Origin of the sequence: Paracoccus ferrooxidans, from assembly GCF_029909815.1 — a bacterium.
Taxonomy (GTDB): Bacteria; Pseudomonadota; Alphaproteobacteria; order Rhodobacterales; family Rhodobacteraceae; genus Paracoccus; species Paracoccus versutus.
This window is the reverse complement of sequence record NZ_CP038198.1, coordinates 1,782,487-1,808,530: the sequence shown is the minus strand read 5'-3', so window position 1 is coordinate 1,808,530 and position 26,044 is coordinate 1,782,487. Positions and strand designations below refer to the sequence as shown.

21 protein-coding genes are annotated in these 26,044 nt (G+C 70.1%); 12 read left to right on the top strand and 9 right to left on the bottom strand.

Going from position 1 to position 26,044, the window contains the following annotated elements; genetic code table 11:
* Positions 1-51: 51 nt before the first annotated feature.
* On the bottom strand, positions 52-1,392 hold the full coding sequence (locus tag E3U26_RS09090) for a flagellar hook protein FlgE (protein WP_140846487.1): 1,341 nt from the start codon (positions 1,390-1,392) through the stop codon (positions 52-54).
* An 86-nt stretch (positions 1,393-1,478) separates the two neighbouring features.
* Positions 1,479-2,279, bottom strand: a complete 801-nt coding sequence (locus E3U26_RS09085) for a flagellar motor protein MotB (protein ID WP_036751495.1) — start codon at positions 2,277-2,279, stop codon at positions 1,479-1,481.
* A 211-nt stretch (positions 2,280-2,490) separates the two neighbouring features.
* Between E3U26_RS09085 and E3U26_RS09080 the strand changes: the two genes are divergently transcribed.
* From E3U26_RS09080 to E3U26_RS09065, 4 genes are read left to right on the top strand one after another with little or no spacing between them, the layout of a single operon-like run.
* A complete protein-coding gene (locus tag E3U26_RS09080) occupies positions 2,491-3,171 on the top strand; it encodes a paraquat-inducible protein A (protein ID WP_036751497.1) in 681 nt (226 codons plus the stop codon).
* Positions 3,168-3,827, top strand: a complete 660-nt coding sequence (locus tag E3U26_RS09075; RefSeq protein WP_243784715.1) for a paraquat-inducible protein A — start codon at positions 3,168-3,170, stop codon at positions 3,825-3,827. The genes E3U26_RS09080 and E3U26_RS09075 overlap by 4 nt, the downstream gene beginning before the upstream one ends.
* Positions 3,824-5,890, top strand: a complete 2,067-nt coding sequence (locus E3U26_RS09070; RefSeq protein WP_243784714.1) for a PqiB family protein — start codon at positions 3,824-3,826, stop codon at positions 5,888-5,890. Before E3U26_RS09075 ends, E3U26_RS09070 begins: the two co-directional genes overlap by 4 nt.
* Before the next feature lies 1 nt (position 5,891).
* The gene (locus E3U26_RS09065) at positions 5,892-6,542 is read left to right on the top strand and encodes a PqiC family protein (RefSeq protein ID WP_036751501.1); all 651 of its coding nucleotides are present in this window, start codon (positions 5,892-5,894) and stop codon (positions 6,540-6,542) included.
* 89 nt (positions 6,543-6,631) lie between these two features.
* Here E3U26_RS09065 and ferA read toward each other — a convergent pair whose 3' ends face one another.
* From ferA to E3U26_RS09045, 4 genes are all read right to left on the bottom strand, one after another.
* Positions 6,632-7,180 (bottom strand): flavin reductase FerA, encoded by a 549-nt coding sequence (gene ferA / locus E3U26_RS09060; RefSeq protein WP_036751503.1) that lies wholly within the window; start codon positions 7,178-7,180, stop codon positions 6,632-6,634.
* Between the two features lie 57 nt (positions 7,181-7,237).
* Positions 7,238-8,059, bottom strand: coding sequence for a 3'(2'),5'-bisphosphate nucleotidase CysQ (locus tag E3U26_RS09055; protein ID WP_072461376.1), 822 nt, complete (start codon positions 8,057-8,059; stop codon positions 7,238-7,240).
* Positions 8,046-9,398: a TldD/PmbA family protein gene (locus tag E3U26_RS09050; protein ID WP_499104748.1), complete on the bottom strand. Its 1,353-nt coding sequence runs from the start codon at positions 9,396-9,398 to the stop codon at positions 8,046-8,048. Before E3U26_RS09050 ends, E3U26_RS09055 begins: the two co-directional genes overlap by 14 nt.
* Positions 9,399-9,495: 97 nt before the next feature.
* Positions 9,496-11,064: a DUF2125 domain-containing protein gene (locus E3U26_RS09045; protein ID WP_243784712.1), complete on the bottom strand. Its 1,569-nt coding sequence runs from the start codon at positions 11,062-11,064 to the stop codon at positions 9,496-9,498.
* 86 nt (positions 11,065-11,150) lie between these two features.
* Here E3U26_RS09045 and E3U26_RS09040 point away from each other — a divergent pair, with 86 nt between their 5' ends.
* Complete coding sequence (locus E3U26_RS09040) at positions 11,151-11,768, top strand: enoyl-CoA hydratase/isomerase family protein (protein ID WP_243784717.1); 618 nt, start codon at positions 11,151-11,153, stop codon at positions 11,766-11,768.
* A 60-nt stretch (positions 11,769-11,828) separates the two neighbouring features.
* Here E3U26_RS09040 and E3U26_RS09035 read toward each other — a convergent pair whose 3' ends face one another.
* From E3U26_RS09035 to ahcY, 3 genes are all read right to left on the bottom strand, one after another.
* Complete coding sequence (locus tag E3U26_RS09035; protein WP_499104747.1) at positions 11,829-12,170, bottom strand: DUF2853 family protein; 342 nt, start codon at positions 12,168-12,170, stop codon at positions 11,829-11,831.
* Positions 12,171-12,249: 79 nt separating this feature from the next.
* A complete protein-coding gene (locus E3U26_RS09030) occupies positions 12,250-12,684 on the bottom strand; it encodes an HIT family protein (RefSeq protein ID WP_243784711.1) in 435 nt (144 codons plus the stop codon).
* Positions 12,685-12,742: 58 nt separating this feature from the next.
* Positions 12,743-14,134 carry an adenosylhomocysteinase gene (gene ahcY, locus E3U26_RS09025; RefSeq protein ID WP_243784710.1) on the bottom strand — a complete coding sequence of 464 codons (1,392 nt, stop codon included), beginning with the start codon at positions 14,132-14,134 and terminating at the stop codon, positions 12,743-12,745.
* A 187-nt stretch (positions 14,135-14,321) separates the two neighbouring features.
* On the opposite strand from ahcY, the gene E3U26_RS09020 reads away from it, so the two are divergent.
* The 7 genes from E3U26_RS09020 (at position 14,322) to E3U26_RS08990 (ending at position 26,025) form a co-directional block, all read left to right on the top strand.
* Positions 14,322-15,245 (top strand): glucokinase, encoded by a 924-nt coding sequence (locus tag E3U26_RS09020; RefSeq protein ID WP_243784709.1) that lies wholly within the window; start codon positions 14,322-14,324, stop codon positions 15,243-15,245.
* Between the two features lie 91 nt (positions 15,246-15,336).
* Positions 15,337-17,238, top strand: coding sequence for an autotransporter assembly complex protein TamA (locus E3U26_RS09015; RefSeq protein WP_243784708.1), 1,902 nt, complete (start codon positions 15,337-15,339; stop codon positions 17,236-17,238).
* Positions 17,238-21,743: a translocation/assembly module TamB domain-containing protein gene (locus E3U26_RS09010; protein ID WP_243784707.1), complete on the top strand. Its 4,506-nt coding sequence runs from the start codon at positions 17,238-17,240 to the stop codon at positions 21,741-21,743. The genes E3U26_RS09015 and E3U26_RS09010 overlap by 1 nt, the downstream gene beginning before the upstream one ends.
* 117 nt (positions 21,744-21,860) lie before the next feature.
* On the top strand, positions 21,861-22,292 hold the full coding sequence (locus E3U26_RS09005; RefSeq protein ID WP_036751520.1) for a MarR family winged helix-turn-helix transcriptional regulator: 432 nt from the start codon (positions 21,861-21,863) through the stop codon (positions 22,290-22,292).
* Positions 22,289-23,962: an efflux MFS transporter permease gene (locus tag E3U26_RS09000; protein ID WP_243784706.1), complete on the top strand. Its 1,674-nt coding sequence runs from the start codon at positions 22,289-22,291 to the stop codon at positions 23,960-23,962. Before E3U26_RS09005 ends, E3U26_RS09000 begins: the two co-directional genes overlap by 4 nt.
* Positions 23,959-25,041, top strand: a complete 1,083-nt coding sequence (locus tag E3U26_RS08995) for an HlyD family secretion protein (RefSeq protein WP_036751524.1) — start codon at positions 23,959-23,961, stop codon at positions 25,039-25,041. Before E3U26_RS09000 ends, E3U26_RS08995 begins: the two co-directional genes overlap by 4 nt.
* Positions 25,042-25,146: 105 nt before the next feature.
* A complete protein-coding gene (locus E3U26_RS08990; RefSeq protein ID WP_243784705.1) occupies positions 25,147-26,025 on the top strand; it encodes an alpha/beta hydrolase in 879 nt (292 codons plus the stop codon).
* Positions 26,026-26,044 lie beyond the last annotated feature (19 nt).

Sequence of the window (26,044 nt, the reverse complement as noted above, 5' to 3'; positions counted from 1 at the left end):
GCAAGCTCCGGTTTCCGAGCGCGGGACGGCAGGAAGCCGTCCCGGTCAATGTCAGCGTTTGAGATTGGCGGTTTCCTGCAGCATCTCATCGACGGTCTGGATGACCTTGGCGTTCGAGGTATAGGCGCGCTGGGTCTGGATCAGGTCGGTCAACTCGGCCGCGACATCGGTCGTCGATGCCTCGCGCGCATAGCCGGCGATTGCGCCGGTCGGACCGTCACCGGCGTCCCACAGGTAGAACGCGCCGGATTCAGGCGAAATCTTGTAGGTCTGGTTGTCCATTGCGATCAGACCGTTCGGATTGGGAACATCCACCAGCGGCACCTGATACAGGGTCCGCGTGAAGCCGGTGTCATAGGTTGCGCGAAGATAGCCGCTTTCATCGATTTCGAGCGCCGTCAGGTTGCCGACGGGCGAGCCGTTCTTGGTCACATTGGCCGGCGAGAAGCTGGTGCTGAGCTGGGTGATGCCCTGGCTGTCGCCATATCGCCCCAGGTTGATGGTCATCGGCCCGTTCGCGCCGGGGACGGTAAGAAGCCCGGTCGCCGCGCTATAGGCGCCGCCGGCCACCGTGGTGACTGCCGCAAGCGTACCGCCGCCGGGCTGGCCGTCCTGGAATTCCAGCGTGTAGACGCCGATCAGCGATTCGTCGGCGGGGGTGGCCGGATCGTTGATGATGGCCGAATCGCGGATCTCCATCGTCCAGCGGTTCGTGCGCGTCCCGGCCGCGCCCGTCACCTCGGGCGTGAAGCTGACCGTCATCCTTTCGGAATTGCCGAGGTTGCCGAAATATTCGACCTCCATGTCCCAGGCGTCGCCGGCCGCGCCGGCAACCGCGTCGTCGGCGGGCAGGTTCACGCGCAGGTTGATCCGCGTCGTCGGGTCGGCCGCGGTCTGGCTGGGATTGATCAGGATCGGTTGCAGGCCGGTCGCGGAATCGCGCGGCTGGCTGGAAATCGTGCCGTCGGCATTGGCCGGCCAGCCCATCAGCACCAGACCCGAGCTGGTGCGAAGATACCCCTCGTCGTCGGTGCGGAAGGACCCTGTCGTCGTCATCACCAGTTCGCGCTGCGTGCCCGGTCCCGAGGCCAGGGATGCCGAGTGGATCACGGGCAGCATGCCCCGCCCCGAAATCGCGATGTCCATCGGATGCGATGTGGGAACCAGGTTGCCGCGCTGATCGACCAGCCGGCTGGTCGAGGCGCGGACCCCGCCGGCGGTATAAAGCCCCCCGCCGCGTCCCTGGTTGATCACCATGCTTTCGAAACTGGTGTCCACCCGCTTGTAGCCATAGGTGCCGGAATTCGCGATATTGTCGGAAATATTGGCCAGGCGCGTGGAATTGGCGGCAAGCCCGGACACCCCGGCACTGAGGGCAGATGAAATCGACATTCTGATATTACCCTGTGTGAGTCGTTCTGCGTGAAGTTTGCCGGCCGGGGGTTAACATGCCGCTAACGGCGCCCCGCCCAGGCCGGTCATCTCAGTAAAATCACTTCGATCCGGTTGTTGTCGGGGTCCATCGGGTTCACCGACCGATTGCGCCGGTCGGCGAAGGCGGTGACGCGCTGGATGCGCGCGCTGTCGAAGCCCGAGCCCTCCAGCAGGTTGCGCAGGGCATGGGCGCGGGCGTCCGAGAGCGCCCAGACCGGCGACTGGATCAGCATCTCGGGATAGGCGCGGACATGGCCGGTCAGCGCCACCTCGTTCCTGATGCGCCCCAGGACGCCCGCGAGAATGCCGGCCAGTTCCTTCATGGCCGGGGTCGGCTGGGCGCTGTCGCCGACGAAAAGCGGCTCGTCCATCAGGTCGGTCAGTTCGATCACCAGCCCCTCGTCCGTCATGCGGGTCACGACATGGCGCAACAGGTTGACCTTTTGCATGGATTCCGCGCCGCTGCCGGTCAGCTGGTCCTGGACATGGCGGGCCATCTCCTCGAAACCCGATTCCCGGCCTTCGCGCGCCTGCGCGGCCAGCGTGTCGCGCGAAGCGCCGGCGCCCTTGCCCGAATCGGTTTCGGCATCCTGCACCTCGCCCCCGAAGGGGCCGTCTTGGCCGCTGCGGGTCGAATGGATCAGCGTCGGGTTGAAATACTCCGCCAGCCCCTGCCGCTGCTTTTCGGTGGTGGCGTTCAGCAGCCACATGAGCAGGAAAAAGGCCATCATCGCCGTGACGAAATCGGCATAGGCGACCTTCCAGGCGCCGCCGTGATGCCCGGCTTCGCACGCGCCCTGAACCTTCTTGATGATGATCGGGGCGCCGCCACCGTTCCCGGCCATGAACCATTCCTTTCGTTGCCTGCCCGGAAGGTCTAGCGTCGCGCGGCCAAATACCAGTTAACCGCTCAAATGCCGCCTATTTCCCTTGGGCGACGCCTACCGCGGCGCCGCGTTGCCGGGGCATATCGGCGCCCCTGCCGGCCAGCGCGGCCGGTTAACCGGACCAGCCGCGGCATCTTGCGCCGGCCCCGCGCGCGGATATTCTGTGCCGATGCAGACCGAAGGCGAATATGATCTGTCCACCGGCGCCGGGCTGACCGCCTGTCCGCGCTGCGACGCGCTGCATGTCGAGCGCGAGCTGGAGCCGGGCGAGACCGCGCGCTGCCTGCGCTGCAACACCCTGCTGGCCAGCCCGCGCGCCGGCGCCTTCACCCGGATCATCGCGCTGTCCTTTGCCTCGCTGGTGCTGATGGTGGGGGCGGTGTTCTTCCCGTTCCTGGAAATCTCGCGCATGGGATTCGGCAACGAGACCTCGCTGTTCGGCGTGGCGCTGGCCTTTTCGCACGGCGCCCTGATGCCCCTGACCGTGGCGGTGCTGGGCATGATCGTCGGGCTGCCGGTGCTGCGGGCGCTGCTTCTGGTCTATACGCTGCTGCCGCTGGCGCGGAAACGCCGGCCCTTTGCCCATGCCGTGCCGGCCTTTCGCCTGTCCGAGACGCTGCGGCCCTGGTCGATGGCCGAGATCTTCGTCATCGGCACCGCCATCGCGCTGGTCAAGGTGGGGGGCTTGGCCAACATCAGCTTCGGCCCGGCCTTCTGGGCCTTTTGCGGGCTGATCCTGGTCAACGCCGCCAGCAACGCCTTTACCAGCGCCGCGACGATCTGGGACGCCATCGAGGATGCCGGCATGGCCACCGACGGGCGCGAGATCGTGCCGGAGCCGCGGGCATGAGCGCGCCCGTCCATGACGCGCCGGTGCTGACCGCGCATCGCGCCGGGCTGGTCGGCTGCCGCAGCTGCGGCCGGGCCTGGCCGGAAGCCGAGACCATCTGCCGCCGCTGCGGCAGCGCGCTGGTGCCGCCGGACCGGCGCTGCCTGAACGCGGTCTGGGCCTGGCTGGCGGCGGGGCTCATCTTCTACATCCCGGCGAACCTGTTCCCGATGCTCAAGACCTCGACCTTCGGCGGGCTGCGCGGCAACAGCGAATCCACCATCCTCGGCGGCGTGGTCGAGCTGATGCATTACGGCAACTACGGCATCGCGGCGGTGATCTTTGCCGCCTCGGTCATGGTGCCGGTGGGCAAGTTCGTCGCCATCGCCTGGCTGGCGACGGTCGCGGGGCGGCCGGCGACGGTCGAGGCCGCGCACAAGCGGCTGGTGCTTTACGAGGTGGTCGAGTTCATCGGCCGCTGGTCGATGATCGACGTCTTCGTCGTGGCGATCCTGTCGGCGCTGGTGCAGCTGGGCTTCGTCGCCTCGATCCATCCCGGCCCTGCCGCGGTGTCCTTTGCGCTGTCGGTTGCCTTCACCATGCTTTCCGCGCAAAGCTTCGACCCGAGATTGATCTGGCGCGGCCTTCCGCTGCGCAGCCGCAAGGACCATGAATGACCGACAGGCCCTCGCCCGAGCGCAGCGACGCCCCCCTGAAACCCGCCGAACCCGTCCGCAAGCCCGCCGCCCGTGCCGTGCGGGCCGGGCTGCCGCTGATCTGGCTGGTGCCGATCGCGGCGCTGATCGTGACGCTGGGCGTGGGCTGGAACATGATCGCCGGGCGCGGCACGCTGGTCTCGGTCGCCTTCAAGGACGCGACCGGGATCACGCCGGGCGAGACGGCGCTGAAATTCCGCGAGATCACCGTGGGCAAGGTCGAATCGGTGCGCTTCACCGAGGATCTGCAACAGGTTCTGGTGAACATGCGCGTGGACAAGGATCTGGCCCCCTATATCGACAGCGAATCGCAGTTCTGGATCGTGCGGCCCCAGGTCTCGGCCCAGGGCATCTCGCGGCTGGACACGGTGCTGACCGGCGCCTTCGTCGAGGGTTTCTGGGACGACAAGCCGGACGAGCCGCAGACCCACTTCCAGGGGCTCGACCGGCCGCCGCTGACCAGCTTCGGCGAAAAGGGCACCTGGATCGTGCTTGCGACCGAACGCTCGCGCGGCATGACCGAGGGCGCGCCGGTGATGTTCCGCGGGCTGCCGGTCGGGCAGATGCAGAACCTGCGCCTGGCCGAGGACGACGAAAGCGTGCTGGCCGACGTCTTCATCGCCGCGCCGCATGACGCGCGGCTGACCACCAGCACGGTGTTCTGGGACACCTCGGGCTTTTCGGTGTCGCTGGGGGCGCAGGGCCTGTCGCTGAACGTGAACTCGCTGGCCTCGGTGCTGCAGGGGGGTGCGGAATTCGCCACCCTGACCTCGGGCGGGCGGCCGGTCGAGGACGGCCATGTCTTCGCCCTGCAGACCGACGAGGCGACGGCGCGCACCAACCTGTTCTCGGACGAGGCGCAGGCGCTGCGGCTGACCATGCGCATCGGCGAATCGGTCAAGGGGCTGGAGACCGGCGCCAATGTGCAGTTCATGGGCCTGACCGTCGGCCGCGTCACCGACCTGGCCGCCCGCGTGATCGCCGATGACGAGGGGCGCGAGCATATCGAGCAAGAGGTGACGCTGGCCCTGACCCCCGCCCGCCTGGGCCTGCCCGGCGACACCACGCCCGACCAGGCGCTGGATTTCCTGGCCGGCCAGGTCCGGGCCGGCCTGCGGGCGCGGGTGGCCAGCGCCGGCTTCTTCGGCACCTCGCTGCAGGTCGAGCTGGTCGAGCTGCCCGATGCCGCGCCGGCCGAACTGGACCGCGCCGGCGATCCCTATCCGCTCATCCCCTCGGTCCCCGGCGAAATCTCCGATTTCACCGAGACGGCGCAGGGCTTCCTGACCCGCGTCGGCAACCTGCCGATCGAGGAGGCGCTGAAATCCGTCACCGACATGATGAACAGCGTCACCGCCATCGCCAGCAGCGAGGACACCCGCGCCATCCCCGGCGCCCTGCGCGGCACGCTGGAGGATGCCCAGGCCGCCGCGGGCGAGATCCGGCAAGTCACCACCGAGCTGCGCGAATCCGGCGCCGTGGGCCAGCTGCGCCGCATGGTGGACGAGGCGGCGGCCGCGGCCGAGGCGGTCAAGCTCGCCGCCGCCGACGTGCCGGCCATGGTCGACCAGATCGACGCCGCCGCGGTCAAGATCGAGGCGGTGGACTATGCCGCCATCGGCACCGAGGCCGAGGGCATCCTCAGGGACGTGCGCGCGCTTCTGGGCACCGAGGATGCCGAGCGGCTGCCCAGGGATCTGTCCGAGACGCTGAAGGCCGCATCGGGCCTGCTCAACGACCTGCGCGACGGCAATGCCGCGGGCAGCCTGAACGATGCGCTGGCCTCGGCCAGCACGGCGGCGCAGGATGTCTCGGACGCGGCGAAACGCCTGCCGCAGCTTTCGGCGCGGCTCGAGGCGCTGGCGGCGCGGGCCGATGCGGTGATCGCCGCCTATGGCGACCGCTCGAGCTTCAACAACGAGACCATCAACCTGATGCGCGAGATGCGCCGCGCCGCCAACGCCTTCGGCAGCCTGGCGCGAACCATCGAACGCAACCCGCAAGCCTTCATCCTGGGACGATAAGATGCGCCTGATCCTTGCCTCCGCCGCCTGCCTCGCCCTGCTCGGCGCCTGCTCGAACGGCGAAAAGACCGCGCGCTACCTGATCGACCCGCCCACGACGGGCGAACGGGTGCCCGACCGGCTGGGCACGGCCGAGTTGAAGGACGTGTCGCTGCCCGAATATGCCGCGGGCGACGAGGTCAGCTGGCAGAGCGGCGACGGCGCCGTGCGCTCGAACACCAGGCAGCTCTGGGCGGACAACCCGCAACGCGCCTTCACCCTGGCGCTGGCGCGCAGCATCTCGGACCTCTCGGGCGCCACGGTGATCGCCGAGCCTTGGCCGCTGGCCGAACCGCCCCGGCGCCGGCTGGAGGTGCGGGTCGAAAAGGCGCTGGCGCAGGCCGACGGCAGCTATCGCCTGTCCGGGCGCTATTTCGTCGCCGACGAGGGCGCGGGCGGCGCCAACCAGGCGCGCGGCTTCGACATCTCCGTGCCGCTCGCCGACCAAGGCCCCGCCGCCATCGCCCACGCGCAATCCCAGGCCATCGCCCGGCTTGCCCGCCAGATCGCCACGCTTTCCGGGCCGGGCCGGTCGATCCGCACCAGCACCGCGCCGATGCCGCGCATGGACGACATCTTCTCGCAGCCGCTGCCGCCGCTGGAAGGCAGCTGAGCCGGCTTTCTCCGTTTTCCAAATACTCCGGGGGAACGCCTTGCGTGCCCCATCAAGGGGCGCGCAAGGCGTGGGGGCAGAGCCCCCCGCTAGGCTCCATCGTCGGGCTCGAACTGGCCGAAGCGGCCGGCGGCGAAGACCAGCGGATGATCTCCCGGCCCCGCCACGGTCACGCGCAGCACCCGCCCGATCAGCACCGAATGGTCCCCCGCCTCATGCACGGCATGGGCGGCGCAGTCGAACCGCGCCGCGACGCCGGGGATGACCGGTACGCCCTCGGGGGTCGGCACCGTGTCCAGCCCCTCGAACTGGCGGCCGCCGCGGGTAAAGCGCAGGCAGGTCTCCAGCTGCTCCGAACCCAGCACATGCACCGACCAGGCCGCCGCCCCGGCAAAGGCCGCGTGCCGTGCCGAGGCGCGGGCCGGGCACCACAGCACCAGCGGCGGCTCCAGCGAGACGCTGGAGAAGCTGTTCACCGTCATGCCCAGCGGCCCCTGCGGCCCGGCGGTCGTCACCACGGTCACGCCGGTGGCGAAACGCCCCAGCGCCTCGCGCAGCAGCCGCGCCTCGGCCGTGGCGGGATGAAAGGTGATCTCGTCGGCCAGCCGGTCGCGGGTCGCGGGGGGAAGTCGGCTCATGTTCGCGCCCTGTCATCTGCGGGACATGGCCAGAACAGCTCCGGCCTTTTCCCCTTCTTAGTCGGCAGGCGGCGGGGCATCAAGCGGACCACCCGGCAGGACCATCCGCGGGGTCATCGCCGCGATCATCTGGCCGTGCAGGGCGGGCGGCGCCACCACCAGCCCGTCGGTCAGTGGCCGCGCCGCGTTGAAGCGCATCGGCGCGCCGGACAGGTCGCTGGCCACGCAGCCGGCGCGGGCGGCGATCAGGCTGCCGGCGGCCACGTCCCATTCCCAGGCCGGGCGGGTGGACAGCGTGGCGTCGAACTGCCCGTCCGCCACCAGGCACAGCCGCCAGGCCAGCGAGGGGCGGAAGCTGCGCTTGACCGGCGGCGCCACGCCGCGCCAATGGACCGGGTCGAGGCTCGGCTTGCCGGTCAGCACCCGCGCGCCCTCGAACCCCTGCGCCGAAGGCGCGATGGGCTTGCCGTCGCGCAGCGCCGGCCCGTCGGCCGCGGCGGCATAGGTCGTGCGCTGCGCCGGCAGATGCACCACACCCGCCACCACCCGGTCGCCGCGGGTGATCGCTAGCGCATGGGAAAAGCCCACCTGCCCGTCGATAAAGGCGCGGGTGCCGTCGATCGGGTCGATGATGAAGCAATGCTCGGCCTGAAGCCGCGCCGGATCGTCGGCGCTTTCCTCGCTCAGCCAGCCGTAATCGGGACGGGCCGTGCGCAGCAGGCGCTCCAGATGCGCGTTGACGGCCAGGTCGGCCTCTGTCACCGGGCCGGCGCCGCCGGCCTTGTCCCAGACCCGCGGCTCGCGCCGCCAATAGCGCAGCGCGATCTCGCCCGCCTCATGCGCGGCCTGTTCCAGAAGCGCAAGGTCACTCGCCGGCAACGGTCATCCCTTCGACCAGCAGGCTGGGCACGCGCATGGCCCGCCAGTCGGGCAGGTCGCAGGCGGCGGTCAGGCGCAGCAGCATGTCGCGCAGGTTGCCGGCGATGGTGCATTCGTTGACGGCATAGGCGATCTCGCCGTTCTCGACCCAGAAGCCGCCGGCGCCGCGCGAATAATCCCCGGTGGTGCTGTTGATCGAGGCGCCCAGCATCGAGGTCACGACCAGCCCCCGCCCCATCTGGCGGATCAGCTCGTCCCGCGTTTTGTCGCCCGCGGTCAGCTCCAGGTTCGTCACGCCGGGCGAGGGCGGGCTGCCCGCGCCGCGCATGGCATTGGCGGTCGAGTCCATGCCCAGCTTGCGCGCCGTGGCCAGGTCCAGCGTCCAGCCCTGCAAGACGCCGTCGGCCACGATCAGCCGCGGCGCGGTCGCCAGCCCCTCGCCGTCGAACAGGCGCGAGGAGCCATAGCGCAGCCGGTGCGGGTCTTCGCGCAGGTCGAACCCCCTGGGCAGCACCTGTTCCCCCAGCGCATCGCGCAGCCAGCTGGCGCCGCGCGCGACCGAGGCGCCGTTCACCGCCGCGACCAGATGGCCGATCAGCCCCGAGGCGACGCGCTCGTCATAGAGGATCGGGAAGGCGCCGGTGGGCGGCTTGCGCGCGCCGCGCCGGGCGACGGTGCGCTCTCCGGCAAGCCGGCCGATCTCTTCGGGCGCGGGCAGGTCGGCGGCGTGGACGCGGCTTTCGCCGGCCCAGTCGCGCTCCATCCCCAGCCCCTCGCCGGTGATGGCGACGGCGGACAGGCTGTGGCCGCTGCGCCCGTAGCCGGCCGAGAAACCGTTGCTCGCCGCCAGCCACATATGGCGCTGCGAATGGCTGGCGCCGGCGGATTCGATCGTCGAGACGCCCTCGACCGCCAGCGCCGCCGCCTCGGCGCGCAGGGCCAGATCCTGCAAATGCTCGGGCGTGGGCTCGGCATCGTGGTCGTAAAGGTCCAGCCGGGTGCTGTCGATGTCGCGGGCCAGCTGCTCGGGCTCGGCCAGGCCCAGCGTGTCGTCGACCGGCGCCTCGCGCGCCATGGCGACGGCGCGGGCGGCCATTTCCTCGATGGTCCGGGCCGAGCGGTCCGAGGCCGAGACGCAGGCCTGCCGCCCGCCGACCAGCACGCGCAGCCCGATCTCGACCCCCTCGGCGCGCTCGGCATGTTCCAGGTGCCCGGCGCGCACATCGACCGAGACGGCGGCCGCCTCCAGCGCCACGGCATCGGCCTGGTCGGCACCCGCCTTGCGTGCCGCCGCCAGAAGCTGCTGCGCCAAAGCCTCGAGTCGATGGTATTCGGACATGCGGTTCACCTTGGAATGGGACACGGGGGCCGTGGCACCAACGCCCGGCCCCCGCGATGCGATCCGTCAGGGCGCCGGGCGCCGCGCCCCGGAGGGGTTACTTGATCTGCTGGCCGTTGGCAAAGATCGAGCCGTCTTCCTTGAACTCGAGCCTGGTTTCCAGCTTGTCCTCGCCCTCGGCGACCGGCTTGGCGAACATGGCCATCATCATCCGCACGCCCATGATCTGGTCCTCGGGGATCAGGCCCATGGCGCCCAGCTTGTCGATCAGCCCGTTCACGCCCTCGTAGCGGGCATGGACCTCGCCCACGGGGGTGGTCATGTCGCCGCTTTCCGGGGCTTTCAGCGCGCCCTCGGCATTCACCTTGGCGCCAAGCGCGTTCAGCGCGAACTGGTTGATCGCGACCTCGACCGGCTCGAAGGGCTGCGGGTCGGCCTCCGCCGCCTCCATGCCCTCGGCGCCGTCCGCAGTCCCGTCGGCCTCGGCTTCGGCCTCGTCCGAGGCGGGCGCCATGCTGGCCGGGTCGAAGATGTCCTTTGTCACCTTCATCTGCCCGGTCACGTCGATGTCCAGCGAGGCGGGATCGCGCGGCAGCTGGCCCTGCGCGTCGAACAGGTTCCAGATCGCATCGCCCAGCGTCAGCCCGGCCAGCGAATAGGCGAACTTGAAGGGCTGCGCCTGGTCCGACTGCATCACCGGCATCTGCATGTCGAAGCTGCCGCTTTCGATGGCGTAGTTGATCGGGAAGGGCATGTCGCTGCTGGTCAGCTCGAAGCTGCCGGCATCCGAGCCGGCCTGGTAGGTCATGCCGTCCTGCGACAGGCCGAAGCTCAGCTCGAAGCCCTTGCCGTCGTATTTGCCCGCGCCGCTGGTCTCCTGGCCGTCCTCGTCGGTGCCGGCAAAGTCGAAGCTGACGGCCATGGCGCCGGCCTTCAGCACGCCGTCCATGGCAAGCCCGGCCTTCAGCGCGGCGTTCATGTCCTCTTCGATCTTCGTGCCATCGGGCACCGCCATCTCGCCCGAGGTCTCGGCACCGTCGATGCTGCCCTCGAACTTGACCTTGTCGTCCTCTTCCGAGGTCACGTCGCCGCTGAAGGTGATCCGGCCCGACTTCATCGCATAGTCGTATTTCGCCGGCGATCCGGCGACGATATGGAAGGTGCCGGTCGAATCCGCTACGCCCACCTTGATCGGCAGCGGGGTTTCCTTGTCGCCGCTCTTGATCGTGGTCAGGGCGAAATCCATCGTCGGATAGTCGAATTCATGCGTCATGTCCTCGGGCGCGCCCGAGGTGACGATGACGTTGCCGGGAATATCCAGGGTAAAGGGTACGCTATAGCCTTGCCCGTCGGGATCGGTGCCATGCGCCTCGCCGGTCATCTGGTCGGCAAAGACGGTCCTGACCGTTCCGTCGCCGCTTTCGCTCAGCGTGATCCGGGCAACGCTGAAGTCGACCTGGCTTTCGGGCATGCCCCCGTTGATGACGACATCGCTGAGCGTCAGCGTATCGCCGGCCTTGTCGCGATTGCCCTCGGTCACGGTATAACCGAGCGATTGGTAGTAATCGACCCAGGACTGCCACACCTGTTCCGAAGTCACATCGGCCAGCGCCGGGGCAGCCATCGCGGCCAGCGCCAAGGCCGAGCTTGTCAGTCGCAGGTTCATTTCATAACACCTTTTCGGCGAGAATTGCATAAGAAACACCGATCCGGCTTTTGCCACAGCCAGCGCGCGGGTCCAAGGAGGGAATGATGATCACCAGGGAAATCGTCGGCGGGATCGGCCGCATCACCATCGCGCGCCCGGCCAAGGCCAATTCGCTGACCGGCACCATGCTGGCCGAGCTGACCGCCGCTTTCGACGCGCTGGCCGCCGAGCCCGCGCTGCGCGCCGTGATCCTGACCGGCGAGGGCGCGGTGTTTTCCGCCGGGGCCGACCTGGACGAGGCCCGCGCCGGGCTGGCCCTGTCCCCGCAATGGGAGCGGCTGTCGTCCCGCGTCGCCTCGATGCCCTGCCTGACCATCGCCGCGCTGAACGGCACCGCGGCGGGCGGCGCCCTGGGCATGGTGCTGGCCTGCGACCTGCGGCTGGCGGTGCCGGGGGCAAAGATCTTCTATCCGGTCATGCGCCTGGGCTTCCTGCCCCAGCCCAGCGACCCCTTGCGCCTGCGCGCGCTGGTCGGGCCGTCGCGGGCCAAGATGATCCTGATGGCCGGGCAAAAGATCCCGGCCGAAGAGGCGCTGGCCTGGGGCCTGATCGACCGGCTGGTCGCGCCCGAGGCGCTGCTGGACGAGGCCGCGGCGCTGGCCGCCGATGCCTGCGCCGCCGACGCCGCCCATGTCGGCGCGATCAAGCGGATGCTGGATTGACCGCGCCCGGCCGGGGTTCAGCGCCCGGCCGCGGCCTTTCGTGACGTTGCGTCACCGCCGTCAGGCATAGGCCGCCTGTTTGCCGAAATGCGTGCAGAGCATGTAATAGACCACCGCGCGATACTTGTTGCGGTTGGAGCTGCCGTATTTCGCGATCACCTCGTCGATGGCGGCGGAAAGCTCGGGGCCGTCGGGCAGGCCCAGCTTTTTCACCAGGTAGTTGGTCCTGATGCGCTCCAGCTCGGCGTTGTCCGATCCGGCCACGGTTTCCCCGTCGGCGTTGTAGATCGAAGGCCCGCAGCCGATGACCACCTTGGCCAGCAGGTCCATGTCGGGCGCGACGCCCAGCTTGTCCTGCATGTCGGCGGCGTATTTGGCGATCAGATCGTCGCGCTTGCTCATGCGCTGTCCCCCTTCGGATTGGTCCATCCCAGGGGAAAGCCTAGCGCCGGCCTAATAAATATCAACCAAAACCGCGCGTTCAGCCGTCGAAGGCCGGGGCCAGCGCCTGGGCGATGCGGACGCCCTCGTCGGCCGGCAGCTGCGGCGGGGCCGCGAAGCTGCCGATGCCGTCCTTCAGATAGGCCTGCGAGGACACGTCATGCACATGGTGCATCGGCACGACATGCGCATGGGCATGGGCGACATGGATGCCGGTATAGAACAGCGCCACCCGCTCGACAGCGTAAAGCGCCTTCATCTGCCGGGCCAGGCGCTGCGCGCAGCCGGTGATGCGGGTGGCCAGATCCTCGGGCAGATCCTCGAACCAGGGGTAATGCCGCTTGGGGATGACCAGGCAATGGCCGGGACGGATGGGATGCAGGTCCAGGAAGGCCAGGATATGCTCGTCCTCATGGACCCGGTGCGCGGGCAATTCGCCGCGCGCGATGCGGCAGAACAGGCAATCGTCGGACATCTGGCGCCCCCTCCTCCATGATATGCGGCGCGGCCCCGGCGGGACCGCGCCCGTGCGTTCAATAGCGGTAATGTTCGGACTTGAACGGACCCTCGGGGGTCACGCCGATATAGGCGGCCTGCTCTTGCGACAGGGTGGTCAGCTTGACGCCGATCTTGTCCAGATGCAGCCGGGCGACCTTTTCGTCCAGCGCCTTGGGCAGGATATAGACGCCCGGCCGGTATCCCCCCTCCTTGGCCCACAGCTCGATCTGCGCCAGCACCTGGTTGGTGAAGCTGGCCGACATGACGAAGCTGGGATGCCCGGTGGCGTTGCCCAGGTTCAAGAGCCGCCCCTCGGACAACAGGATGATGCGATTGCCCGAGGGCATCTCGATCATGTCCACCTGGTCCTTGATATTGGTCCATTTGTGGTTTTTCAGCGCGGCGACCTGGATCTCGTTGTCGAAATGGCCGATGTTGCCGACGATGGCCATGTCCTTCATCTCGCGCATGTGCTCGATGCGGATCACGTCCTTGTTGCCGGTGGTGGTGATGAAGATGTCGGCGCTGGCGACCACGTCCTCCAGCAGCACCACCTCGAACCCGTCCATCGCGGCCTGCAGCGCGCAGATCGGATCGACCTCGGTCACTTTCACGCGGGCGCCGGCGCCGCGCAGGCTGGCGGCCGAGCCCTTGCCCACGTCGCCATAGCCGCAGACCACGGCGACCTTGCCGGCCATCATCACGTCGGTGGCGCGGCGGATGCCGTCGACCAGCGATTCCTTGCAGCCATACTTGTTGTCGAATTTCGACTTGGTGACGCTGTCGTTCACGTTGATCGCCGGGAAGGGCAAGAGCCCCTTGCGGTGCAGGTCGTAAAGCCGATGCACGCCGGTTGTGGTTTCCTCGCTGACGCCGCGGATCGCGTCGCGCTGGCGGGTGAACCAGCCGGGGCTGGCGGCCAGCCGCTTGCGGATCTGGGCGAACAGCGCCTCTTCCTCTTCGCTGGCCGGCACGTCGATCAGCCCGGTCTCGCCCGCCTCGACCCGCGCGCCCAGCAGCACATACATGGTCGCGTCGCCGCCATCGTCCAGGATCATGTTCGCCGTGCCTTCCGCGAACTGGAAGATCTGGTCGGTATAGGACCAGTATTCCGGCAGCGTCTCGCCCTTGACGGCAAAGACCGGGATGCCGGCCTTGGCGATGGCCGCCGCCGCGTGGTCCTGGGTCGAGAAGATGTTGCACGACGCCCAGCGCACCTCGGCCCCCAGCGCCACCAGCGTCTCGATCAGCACGGCGGTCTGGACGGTCATGTGCAGGCTGCCGGCGATGCGGGCGCCCTTCAGGGGCTTCGCCTCGCCATATTCGGCGCGCAGGGCCATCAGGCCGGGCATCTCGGTCTCGGCGATGTCCAGTTCCTTGCGGCCGTATTCGGCCAGGGCGATGTCGCGGATGATGTAATCGGTCATGGGGCCCTCGCGCCTTTTTCGGTTGGGGCGGCCTTAGCATTCCCCGCGCCTGGCTGCAAACCCAAGGCGCCCCGCGCCGCGGCTTTGCGGCAAAGCCGACCCCGGCCGGAATGTTGGCGCTAGCAGCCCTGCGCGGGATGGCTTAGAAGGGCCCGGACAAGGGGCTGCGCGGCAGAAGGGGGAAGGCATGGCGATCCTGTTGGCGGATGTGGGCGGGACCAATGCGCGGATGGCGCTGGCACGCGGCGGCGCGCTTGCGGCCGACACCATCACCCGGTTTCGCGGCGACGACCATGCCAGCTTCGACGAGGTGGTGACGGCCTTCCTGGGCCAGCAGGGCAGCCCGCAGATCGAGGCGGTCTGCGTCGCCGTCGCCGGCCCGGTCTGGGGCGACGAGGCGCGGCTGACCAATCGCGACTGGAGCTTTTCCACGGCGCGGCTCTGCGCGCTGTCCGGCGCGCCGCGCGCCCGACTGATCAACGACCTGATCGCCCTGGGCTATGCCACGCCGGCGCTGGACGGCGAGGCCGCGGGCTTCCTGCGCGCTGCGCCGCAGGGCACGCTGTCGAACGGGCAGCGGCTGGTGGTGAATGCCGGCACCGGCTTCAACGTCTGCGCGGTCAAGGTGCTGCCGGGCGGCGGCATCGCCTGCCTCGAGGCCGAAGAGGGCCACACCCGCCTGCCGCTTTCCGTGGCCGAACCGCTGGCCGAGGCGCTGGGTGCGGCCGCAAGGGCGATTGATTCGGTCGAGGAACTGTTCGCCGGCCGCGGCCTTGCCCGGCTGCACGCCCTGCGCACGGGCGCGCCGCAGGGCCGGGCCGAGGCCGTGGTCGCCGCCGCGGCCCAGGGCGATGGCGAGGCCGAGAAGACGCTGGCGCTTTATGCCCGCCTGTTCGGACTGCTCTGCCGCGAACTTGCCTTTCGTTTCATGCCGATGGACGGGCTGTTCCTGGCCGGCAGCGTCGCGCGTTCCTGCACCGATCGGTTCGAAATATTCGAGCGCGCCTTCCTGTCCGACCCGCTGATGGCGCGGATTCCGCAGGCGGTTCCGGTCGGCGTGATCCGCGACGACATGGCCGCGTTGCATGGCTGTCTGGCCGCAATCCGCTGAAAATCGCCCCAAAAGGGGCAGCTGCGCTGGATTTTGTTGACGCGCCCTGCAATGCTTGCGGGAAAACCGCCAGAAGCAGGGCAATCAGGCAATGAAAAGCTGGATCAAGGCAGGAACGGCTGCCGCAATCGTGCTTGCAACCGGCGCGGGCATGGTCTGGGCGCAGTCCTCGGGCTCGCCCTCGTCTTCGCCGTCGTCCTCGCCGTTTTCGGGCTGGTTCGGCCGGGGGGGCGGCAACGGCAATTCCCCCGTCGACCTGGATTTCCAGGTGACTGGCGGCGACGACGCCCTGCTGCCGGCGATCCGGCAGACCTCGCTTCTGGTCAGCGCCCAGGACGAGGGGCGGGTGACGGGGCAGGACATGCTGGCCGCCGCGCGCGGCGATTACGCCCGCATTCTGGGGGTGCTTTACGACCAGGGCTATTACTCGGGCATCATCGACATCACCCTGGACGGGGTCGAGGCCGCCGGCATCGCCCCGCTGGACGCGCCCCAGGTGGTGCGCCGGGTGGTGGTCTCGGTCCAGCCCGGCCCGCGCTTTCGCTACAGCCGGGCCGAGATCGCGCCGGTGGCGCCGGGGACCGAGCTGCCGCGCGACTATCGCCGCGGCGAGATCGCCCGCACCGGCGACATGAAGAACGCCGCCACCGCCGGCGTGGCGGGCTGGCGCGACGTGGGCCACGCCAAGGCCGAGGTGGCCGAGACCGAGATCGTCGCCGACCACGCCAGCAACCTGGTGGACAGCCGCATCCGCCTGGCTCCCGGCCCCGAGCTGCGCTTTGGCCAGCTGACCATCCGCGGCCACCAGCGCATGGACCCGCGCCGCCTGCGCAAGATCGCCGGCTTCCCCGAGGGCGAGCGCTTCGACCCCGAGAAGCTCGAGGATGTCAGGAAGCGCCTGCGCCGCTCGGGCGTGTTCTCGGCCATCACCCTGACCGAGGCGGACGGGATCGGCCCCGGCAACACGCTGGACGTGGACCTGCTGGTCACGGAACAAAAGCTGCGCCGGCTGGGTGCGGGCTTCGAATATTCCAACACCGACGGGCTGTCGCTGACCGGCTACTGGATCAACCGCAACCTGTTCCGCGGCGGCGAGCGGCTGCGCGTCGACGCCAGCGTCTCGGACATTGGCGGCGATACCGGGCGCGACTACAGCCTGGGGCTGCGCATCGACCGGCCCGCCACCATCACCGCCGACACTACCGGCTATGTGCTGGCCAAGGTCGAAAGCCTGCAGGAAGAGGATTACGACCTCAAGTCCGGCACCTTCGGCCTGGGCTTCACCTGGATCCCCAGCGACGAGTTGACGGCCGACATCGCCCTGCAATACCGGGCGCTGCGCGTGGACGACGACAGCGGCCGCACCGACTTCCGCCTGTTCGCCCTGCCCACCAGCGTGATCTGGGACAAGCGCGACGAGCCGACCGACGCCAAGCGCGGCTATTGGCTGTCGGGCGGCGTCACCCCCTTCGTCGGCCTGCAGGACGAAACCGGCTCGGGCGCGCAGGTGCTGGCCGAGGGGCGGGTCTATTACAGCTTCGGCACCGACGACCGCTTCACCCTGGCCGGCCGGGCGCGGCTGGGCACCGTGGTCGGCCCCGAGATCCAGGAAACCCCGCGCGACTACCTGTTCTGGTCCGGCGGCGGCGGCACGGTGCGCGGCCATTCCTATGAATCGCTGGGCGTCGAGGTGATCCCCGACGACAGCGGCGGCACGGTGCGCACCGGCGGCATGTCCATCGTCACCCTGACCGCCGAGACCCGCATCCAGGTCCGCGAGCGCATCGGGCTGGCGCTGTTCGCCGATGCCGGCCGGGTCTGGGAGGACAGCGGCTGGTCCGGCGCCAGCGGCTGGCAGGCCGGGGCCGGCGCGGGCATCCGCTATCGCACCCCGGTCGGGCCGCTGCGCTTCGACATCGCCGCCCCGGTCGGCGGCGGCGATGGCGACGACGGCGGGGTGCAGGTCTATATCGGTCTGGGGCAGGCGTTCTGATGCGTGATCTGGCTTATCGTCTTGTTGTCGCCCTCGGCCTTGCGCTGGCCGTCCCGCTGGCCGCGCTGGCGCAGGACAGCGCCGCCGAGATTTCGCAGGAGGTCGAGGACGACCGCGGCTTCATCACCCGCTTCCTGGAGGAAAAGCTGTCCGGCGCCGGTCGGCAGGTGGTGATCGAGGGCTTCCGCGGCGCCCTGTCCTCGCGCGCGACCTTCGACCGCATGACCATCGCCGACGACGACGGCGTCTGGATCACGCTGGAGAACGGCGCCATGCAATGGACCCGCTCGGCCCTGCTGGCGCGGCGGGTCGAGATCAACGAGCTTTCGGCCGAGCGCATCATCCTGCCGCGCCTGCCCGGCACCGGCGAGAGCGCGCCGCAGGCCGAGGCGCGGGAGTTTTCCCTGCCGCAGCTGCCGGTGGGGGTGAACATCGCCCGCATCGCCGTCGACCGGGTTGAGCTGGGCCAGCCGGTGATCGGGCAGGAGGCGGTGATCTCGATCGACGGCTCGATGAACCTGTCGGGCGGCGAGGGCGAGACCAGGCTGACCATCAACCGCGTGGACGGGCCGCGCGGCGAATTCGTCCTGGATACGGGCTTTTCCAACGAAACCCGCGTGCTGCGCCTGGACCTGCGGCTGGACGAGGACCGCAACGGGCTGTTTGCGAACGCGGTCAAGCTGCACGACCGCCCCGCCGTGCGGGCCGAGATCACCGGCGAAGGGCCCATGTCGGACTTCGCCGCCAATATCCAGCTGGCGACCGACGGCCAGCCGCGCGTGACCGGCACCGTCTCGGTCGATGCGGCCGAGCGCGACGGCGCCCCCGGCACCGCCTTCCGCGCCGAGCTGGGCGGCGACGTGGCCGCGCTGGTGCCGCCGCAGCACCGCGCCTTCTTCGGCACGCAGTCGCAGCTTCTGGCCGAGGGCTGGCGCGGGCAGGATGGCCGGCTGGTCGTCCCCTCGCTGCGGCTGGCGACCGAGGCGCTGCGGCTGGACGGCAACCTGGCCACCACCAGCCGGGGCGCGCCGGAAAGCGCGCATCTGACGCTGCTGCTGGGGCAGGATGCGGGGGCTGCGCAGCTGCCGGTGCTGCTGCCCTGGGCCGACCGGCCGACCACGGTGCGCTCGGGCAGCTTGCGGCTGGACTATGACGCCGCGCAGGGCTCGGGCTGGGTGCTGAAGGGCGTGGTGGGCGACATCGTCCGCGACGACATCGCCCTGTCCGAGCTGCGGCTGGACGGGCGCGGCCGCATCACCCTGACCGCCGAGCAGGCGCTGGAAGAGGTGCGCGGCTGGATCGCCTTTGGCATGGACGACCTGGCGCCGACCGATCCGGGCCTGGCGCAGGCCCTGGGCCGGGTGCTGAACGGCGGGCTGAACTTTGCCTTCACCCCCGGCAATGCGCTGCGGCTCTGGGGCATGAACATCAACGGCGAGGATTTCGGCTTCAAGGGCGAGACCACCGTCTCCGGCCTGCGGACCGGGATCACGCTGTCGGGCGACATCACCGCGCAGCACCGCAATGTCGCGCGCTTCTCGACGCTGGCCGGGCGCGAGCTGGGCGGCACCGCCGATGCCCATATCAAGGGCCGCTACGCGCTGCTGGGCAAGGGCTTCGACGTCGAGGCAGAGGTTCTGGGCAACGACATCCGCATCGGCCAGGATCATGCCGACCGCATGCTGGCGGGCCAGTCGCGCATCGAACTCAGCGCCCGGCGCGACACCTCGGGCATCAACCTGCGCAAGCTGGTGGTGAACGCGCGGAACCTGACGGCCGAGGCGCAGGGGCGGCTGGACAGCTATTCCAGCACCCTGACCGCGACCATCGAGATGCCGGACCTGTCGGTCGCCGACCCCGGCATGTCGGGCTCGGTCCGCAGCGAGCTTCGCGCCACCGGCGCGGCGGGCGCGCGCCGCGTGACCCTGACCGGCAAGGCGCAGGATCTTGTCACCGGCATCGCCGAGCTGGACGGCGCGCTAAAGGGCGAAACCGACCTGCTGGTCGAGGCCGCCGAGGCGCAGGGCGGCTTCGAGGTGCAGACCCTCCGCCTGACCAACCCGCAGGTCGATGCCGAAGGCCGGGGCAGCTTCGCCGAAGGGGCGATGGATGCCCGGCTGAACCTGTCCATGCCCGACCTGGCGGTGCTGGGGCGCGGCCTCTCGGGCGGGCTGACCGCCGAGGCGACGGCGGTGGAGCAGGACGGCACCCGCCGGATCGAGCTGACCGGGCGCGGCACCGACCTGCGCCTGGGCCAGCAGGACGTGGACGGGGCGCTGACCGGCGTGACCGACCTGCGGCTTTCGGCCGAGCAACGCGGCGACGAGATCACCGTGCATGATTTCGAGCTGACCAACCAGCAGATGCTGGCCACGGCGCAAGGCCGCATCGCCCCCAGCGGCACCGACATGGAGGGCCGGGCCGAGATCCGCTCGCTGGCCAGCTTCGGCCGCGGCTGGCGCGGCGCGCTGAATGCGCAGGGCAGCTTCAAGGACGACGGCTCGGGCGCGCGGCGGCTGGACGTGACCGGCACCGGCACCGACCTGTCCTTTGGCCAGGCGCAGGTCGACGGCGCGCTGGTGGGCGAGACCCGGCTGGCGCTGCACGGGATCGAGCGCGACGGCGTGTTCACCATCGAGACCGCGACCGTCGAGAACCCGCGCCTGAACCTGGGCGCCGAGGGCCGGGTGGGCCAGGGCGCCACCGACCTGACCGCAACCTTGCGCGCCGACGACCTGCGCTTCCTGGGCCGCGGCTTCCGCGGCGCGGTCAGCGCCTCGGGCCATGTCGTGGACCAGCAGGGCGGCGGGCGTCAGATCACCGCCAACGGCTCGGCCCGCGGGCTGGGCGTCGGCAACCCGCAGGCCGATGCGGTGCTGGCGGGCGAGACCAGCTTCGACCTGGCCGCCGCGCAGCGCCCGGACGGCAGCCTGACCGTCAGCCGGCTGCGCGCCGGCAACGGCCAGTTCAGCATCACCGGCGACGGCAGCCCGACCGAGGGGCTGAACCTCGACGCCCGGCTGAACGACCTGGCCCTGGTGGTGCCGGGCTTTCCCGGCCCGGCGACGGTCGCCGGCACCATCCGCAACACCGGCAGCGCCTATGACGTGAACCTGACCGCCTCGGGGCCGGGCAATACCCAGGCGCGGGTGACGGGCTCGGCGGCGACGGACCTGTCCACCGCCGACATCGCGGTCAGCGGCAGCAGCAATGCCGCCGCCGCCAACCCCTTCCTGCGCACCCGCTCGGTCGAGGGGCCGCTGAGCTTCGATTTGCGCCTGAACGGGCGGCCGGGGCTGGAATCGCTGTCCGGCCGGGTGGCGCTGACCAACGGCCGGCTGGCCGAGCCGCGCTTCGGCCTGGCCGTGGGCAGCCTGAACGCCAATGCCGATTTCAACGCCGGCCGCATCGCGGTCGACCTGCGCGGCGCGGTCGAGGCCGGCGGCCTCATCACCGTCAGCGGCCCGGTCAACCTGGTCGGCGACCGGCAGATGAACCTGGACGTGCAGCTGTCCAACGTGGTGCTGCGCGACCCGAACCTTTACGAGACGCTGGTGAACGGCGCGATCAATGTCGCGGGCACGGTGGGACAGGGGCCGCTGGTCTCGGGCCGCATCGACGTGGGCCATACGGAACTGCGCATCCCCTCGACCGGGCTGGGCGGCGCCAAGGCGATCCCGGACATCATCCACCGTTCGGAACGCCCGCCGCAGCGCCAGACCCGCGCCAAGGCCGGGCTGCTGGAATATCCCAGCGAGGCCTCGCGCCAGGCCGGCATGGCCGCGCCGCCGGCGACGCCGCCGGCCAACCCGGCGCGCTTCGACCTGCTGGTCTCGGCCCCGTCCCAGGTCTTCATCCGCGGCCGCGGCGTCGATGCGGAACTGGGCGGCGAGCTGCGCCTGACCGGCAATGCCCGCCAGCCGATCCCCATCGGCCAGCTGGAGCTGATCCGCGGCCGGGTCGACCTGCTGGGCAAGCGGTTCGACATGACCGAGGGGCTGATCGAGTTGCAGGGCAGCATGATCCCGGTGATCCGGCTGGTGGCCGAGACGGTGCAGGACGACATCACCGCCCGCATCATCATCGACGGCGAGGCACAGGATCCCGAGATCACCTTTGAATCCTCGCCCGAGATGCCGCAGGAAGAGGTGCTGTCGCACCTGCTGTTCGGCCGCGGGCTGGACAATATCAGCGCGCTTCAGGCCGCGCAGCTGGCCAGCGCGGTGGCGACGCTGGCCGGGCGCGGCGGCGAGGGGATCGTCGGGCGGCTGCGCGCCTCGACCGGGCTCGATGACCTGGACCTGGCGACGGACGACGACGGCAACGTCTCGGTCCGGGCGGGGAAATACCTGTCCGAAAACCTCTATACCGACGTGCAGGTCGGCGGCGACGGCAAGACCAAGCTGAACCTGAACCTGGATATTTCCCCGACCCTGACCGCGCGCGGGTCCGTGGACAGCGAGGGCGAAAGCACCGTCGGCCTGTTCTATGAACGCGATTACTGACCCCCTCCGCCCCGCCCGCCACCATGGCGGCGCGGGGCGGCAGCGGGGCCGCCCCTTGCATAACCGGGGCGGATTCATTAGCTTGCTAATGAAATTTGCGGAGCAGCGGGAAAACCCATGCCAGACCGTCCCTTCACGCTTGTGGAATCGCTCATCGAACTGACCCGGACCCTGCGCGCCGCCTTTGAACAGCGCGTCGAGCAATACGGGCTGACCTTTGCCCGCGCCCGGCTGCTGACCACCATCGGCCGCAACGAGGGCGCAAGCCAGGCCCAGCTGGCCGCGATGCTGGGCATCGAGACGCCCACGCTGAAGCGCCTGCTGGACGCGCTGGAGGACCAGGGCCTGGCCGAGCGCCGCCCGATCCCCGAGGACGGCCGCAAATACGCCGTCTACCTGACCGAGGCGGCGCGGATCGAGCCGGTGCTGGGCTTTCGCGCCGAGGTCGATGCCACGCTGGCCCAGGGCATCGCGCCCGAGGATCTGGCGGTGACGCGCCGGACGCTGGCACAAATGGCGCGGAATGCCGAAAGGCTGCGGCAGGCATGAGCCGATCCCAGGCCGCCCCCGCGGCGCCTGCGCCTGCAGCCCCGGCCGCGGCGGGCGCGCCGCCCCCCTTCGTGCCGATGTCCTGGCCGGCCACGCTGGGCTATATCGGCGCCTCGGTCGTCATCGGCCTGACCCAGGGCCTGGCGCAGGGCTTCGTCAGCACCAACATCCCGCAGATCGCCGGAGACCTGGGCGCGACCACCACCCAGGCGACCTGGCTGATGGCGGCCTTCATGATCCCGCGGGCCTCGATGCCGCTGTTGCTGATCAAGATCCGCACCCAGTTCGGCCTGCGCCGCTTTGCCGAGGTGGCGATCCTGGTCTATCTGGCGGTTTCGCTGGCGGCCCTTGCCATCTCGGACCTGCGCTCGGCGGTGGCGGTGCAATTCGTGGCCGGCATGGCCTCGGCGCCGCTGTCCACCTTGGCCTTCATGTATATGCTGGAGCCGCTGCCGCCCCAGTGGAAGATGCGGCTGGGCCTGCCCATGGTGCTGGCCATGGTCGCGACCGGGCCGATGCTGGCGCGGGTGATATCGCCCGCGCTGATGGGGGACCACGGCTGGGACGGGCTGCATTACATGGCCCTGGGGCTGGCGGCGGTGTCGCTGGGGCTGGTCTATGCCCTGCCGCTGACCTCGGCGCCGCGCGTCAAGGTGATCGCCGCCATGGACCTGGTCAGCTGGCTGCTGATCGCCACCGGCTTCGGCGGGCTGACGGTCGGCTTCATCATGGGCTCGATCCATTGGTGGACCGACGTGGCCTGGCTGGGCTGGGTGCTGGCGCTGTCCATCGTGGCGCTGACCCTGGCCGTGGAGATCGAGCTGCACCGCAAGGCGCCGCTGCTGGACATCCGCTGGCTGGCCAGCCCCGCCATGCTGCACCTGACGGCGACGCTGCTGATCTTTCGGCTGGTGCTGTCCGAGCAAAGCGCGGGCGCGCCGCGCATGTTCCAGGTGCTGGGCGTGACGCAGGACCAGCTGGTGCCGCTGTTCGCGATGATCTCGGTGGCCTCGGTGCTGGGCGGGCTGGCGCTGATCCCCTTCATGAAGCCCGAGCGGGTGCCGCTGTTCCACATCATCGCGCTGGTGCTGATCGCCGCCGGCGCCTTCATGGACAGCCATGCCACCATGGACACCCGGCCGGCGCAGATGATGCTGAGCCAGGCGATGATCGCCTTTGCCGGCTCGTTCTTCCTGGCGCCGGCGATGATGCGCGGGCTGCTTTCGGCCCTGGCGCGCGGGCCGAACTACATCCTGTCCTTCGTCATCGTCTTTCTGTCCACGCAATCGCTGGGCGGCGCCATGGGCTCGGGCCTGTTCTCGACCCTGATCAACCACCGCCAGGCCCTGCACCTGCAAGTGCTGCGCGAGGAGCTGACCGCCACCGACCCGCAGACCGCGGCCGAGATCGCGCAGCGCAGCATGGCCCTGGCGCCGCAGATCGCCGATGCCGCGCAGCGCCAGGCGCAGGCGGTGGCGCAGATCGCGCAGGACGCCAGCGCCCAGGCCTATGTCATGGCCTATAACGACGCCTATTTCCTGACCTTCCTGCTGGCGGCGGCGGCGCTTTGCGCGCTGCTGCTGCACCTGTTCCGCGACTGGCTGGTGGCGCGGGGCAAGCCGCCTGCCGCCGATGCCCAGCCCCATCCCGAGCCCGAGCCCGAGACATGACCAGAAACCACCTGATCCCGACCCTGATCGCGCTTGCCGCCGGCCTGGCCGGCCTGCTGATCGTGCTTTACGCTTGGCACCTGCCGCCGTTTCGCCCGGCGCATCCGCAGACCGAGAACGCCTATATCCGCGGCCAGCTGACCACCGTCGCGCCGCAGCTGTCGGGCTATGTCGCGGCGGTCGAGGTGCAGGACTTCCAGCCCGTGGCCCGCGGCCAGGTCATCGCCCGCATCGACGACCGGCAATACCGCCAAAGGCTGGCCCAGGCCCAGGCCATGCTGGAAGGCGCCGAGGCGGCGCTGAAGATCCAGGAACAAAGCGTCCATTCCGCCCAGGCCAGCCTGCAATCGGCCCAGGCGGCGCTTTCCGCGGCGCAGGCGGCGCGGGACACGGCGGCCTCGACCTGGGACCGCGCGCAGGCCCTGCAATCGCGCGGCGTGACGGCGCAAAGCTCGGCCGACCAGTCCGAACTGTCGCTGCGCCAGGCCGAGGCCGCCGTCACCCAGGCCGAAAGCGCCATCGCGGTGGCGCGCGAGAACGTCGCCGGCGCCGAGGTCGGGCTGGCCGCCAAGCGCGCCGAGATCGCCTCGGCCCGCGCGGCGGTGGAGCTGGCGCGGATCGACCTGGACAATACGGTGATCCGCGCGCCCTCGGACGGGCGGCTGGGCCAGGTCGGGGTGCGGCTGGGCCAATATGTCACGGCGGGCACGGCGCTGGTCAGCCATGTCGGCCCCGAGGTCTGGGTCATCGCCAATTTCCGCGAGACCGAGCTGCACGGCATCCGCATCGGCGACCGCGCCACGTTCACCGTGGACGCCATGCGCCACCGCGCCTTCACCGGCCGGGTCGAGGCGTTCTCGCCCGCCACCGCCTCCGAGTTCAGCCTGCTGTCCGCCTCGAACGCCACCGGCAACTTCACCAAGGTCGCGCAGCGCCTGCCGGTGCGCATCGCGATCGACCCTGGGCAAGAGATGGCGGAATACCTGGAGCCGGGCCTGTCGGTGGTGGTGACGGTGGACGAAGGCTCGGGCGCCGACCGCGCGGCCCAGGCCCGGCCGATCATGGGGCACGAGGGCTGATCCAGGGCCTGCGCCGCCGGGCTTGCGCGTCCGGCCTGCGGCGGCTAGGCCGTGCGGGCAAGGGCAAGCCGCTTCCCGCCAGCCCCCCGACGACCGGAGGCGACGATGCAGATCCCCCTTTCCCGGCGCAGCGTCCTTGCGGCATCGCTGGTCGCAATGGCCGGCAGCATGGCGCGGGCGCAGGAACGCCGGCAGCGCGGCCTGGAACCGGCCGAGAAGATCGCCGATCCGCGCGCCAGCCATTTCGACCTTGGCCCGGCAGAGTCGCCCTGGCGCATCTTCCTGGGCCTGCCCTCGGTCGCGGCGCCGCCGGGCGGCTATTCCGCCATCCTGGCGCTGGACGGCAATGCGACCTTCCCGATCCTGTGGCATCTGCGCGAGGAACTGGCGCCCGAAGCGCCGGTGGCGCTGGTCGGCATCGGCTATCCGGTCGAGACCCGCTTCGACCCCACCCGCCGCTGGTTCGACCTGACCTCGCCCGGCAAGCAGGCGGTCCCGGCGAGGCAGGGGCAGCGCGGTCCCGGCGACCGCCCGACCGGCGGGCAGGACGCCCTGCTGGAGATGATCGCGGCGCAGCTTCTGCCCGAACTCGGCCGGCGCCTGCCTCTGGATACGGGCAACCTGACGCTGTTCGGCCATTCGCTGGGCGGGCTCTTCGTGCTGAACGCGCTGTTCACCCGGCCGCGCCTGTTCGCCCGCTATGCCGCCGCCGACCCCTCGACCTGGTGGAACGCCGGCGAGCCGCTGCGCGAGGCCCGCGCCTTTCGCGGCGGCATCCTGGCGGCGGGCGGGCGGCTGGACCCGGCAGTGCCGCTGCTGGTCGCCAATTCCGGGACCGGGGTGCCGCCGATCCTGGCCCCGCTGTCGGGCCTTCCGGGGCTCGACCTGGTCCACCGCCCGCATCCCGATGAAAACCACGGCTCGGTCATCCGCCCCGCCGCACGCGACGCGCTGGCGCTGCACCTGGGCCGGCTGGCGGGCTAGGCCGGCGCATGAAAAAGGC

Coding starts and splice junctions, on each gene's coding strand:
- E3U26_RS09035 (WP_499104747.1), bottom strand. CDS start 12,170: ATGAGCAAGCGCGACGATCTGATCGCCAAATACGCCGCCGACATGCAG.
- E3U26_RS09065 (WP_036751501.1), top strand. CDS start 5,892: ATGCGCCTGATCCTTGCCTCCGCCGCCTGCCTCGCCCTGCTCGGCGCC.
- E3U26_RS09090 (WP_140846487.1), bottom strand. CDS start 1,392: ATGTCGATTTCATCTGCCCTCAGTGCCGGGGTGTCCGGGCTTGCCGCC.
- E3U26_RS09045 (WP_243784712.1), bottom strand. CDS start 11,064: ATGAACCTGCGACTGACAAGCTCGGCCTTGGCGCTGGCCGCGATGGCT.
- E3U26_RS09050 (WP_499104748.1), bottom strand. CDS start 9,398: ATGTCCGAATACCATCGACTCGAGGCTTTGGCGCAGCAGCTTCTGGCG.
- E3U26_RS09030 (WP_243784711.1), bottom strand. CDS start 12,684: ATGTCCGACGATTGCCTGTTCTGCCGCATCGCGCGCGGCGAATTGCCC.
- E3U26_RS09005 (WP_036751520.1), top strand. CDS start 21,861: ATGCCAGACCGTCCCTTCACGCTTGTGGAATCGCTCATCGAACTGACC.
- E3U26_RS09010 (WP_243784707.1), top strand. CDS start 17,238: ATGCGTGATCTGGCTTATCGTCTTGTTGTCGCCCTCGGCCTTGCGCTG.
- E3U26_RS09080 (WP_036751497.1), top strand. CDS start 2,491: ATGCAGACCGAAGGCGAATATGATCTGTCCACCGGCGCCGGGCTGACC.
- E3U26_RS09020 (WP_243784709.1), top strand. CDS start 14,322: ATGGCGATCCTGTTGGCGGATGTGGGCGGGACCAATGCGCGGATGGCG.
- E3U26_RS09070 (WP_243784714.1), top strand. CDS start 3,824: ATGACCGACAGGCCCTCGCCCGAGCGCAGCGACGCCCCCCTGAAACCC.
- E3U26_RS09040 (WP_243784717.1), top strand. CDS start 11,151: ATGATCACCAGGGAAATCGTCGGCGGGATCGGCCGCATCACCATCGCG.
- E3U26_RS09015 (WP_243784708.1), top strand. CDS start 15,337: ATGAAAAGCTGGATCAAGGCAGGAACGGCTGCCGCAATCGTGCTTGCA.
- ferA (WP_036751503.1), bottom strand. CDS start 7,180: ATGAGCCGACTTCCCCCCGCGACCCGCGACCGGCTGGCCGACGAGATC.
- E3U26_RS09075 (WP_243784715.1), top strand. CDS start 3,168: ATGAGCGCGCCCGTCCATGACGCGCCGGTGCTGACCGCGCATCGCGCC.
- ahcY (WP_243784710.1), bottom strand. CDS start 14,134: ATGACCGATTACATCATCCGCGACATCGCCCTGGCCGAATACGGCCGC.
- E3U26_RS08995 (WP_036751524.1), top strand. CDS start 23,959: ATGACCAGAAACCACCTGATCCCGACCCTGATCGCGCTTGCCGCCGGC.
- E3U26_RS09000 (WP_243784706.1), top strand. CDS start 22,289: ATGAGCCGATCCCAGGCCGCCCCCGCGGCGCCTGCGCCTGCAGCCCCG.
- E3U26_RS08990 (WP_243784705.1), top strand. CDS start 25,147: ATGCAGATCCCCCTTTCCCGGCGCAGCGTCCTTGCGGCATCGCTGGTC.
- E3U26_RS09085 (WP_036751495.1), bottom strand. CDS start 2,279: ATGGCCGGGAACGGTGGCGGCGCCCCGATCATCATCAAGAAGGTTCAG.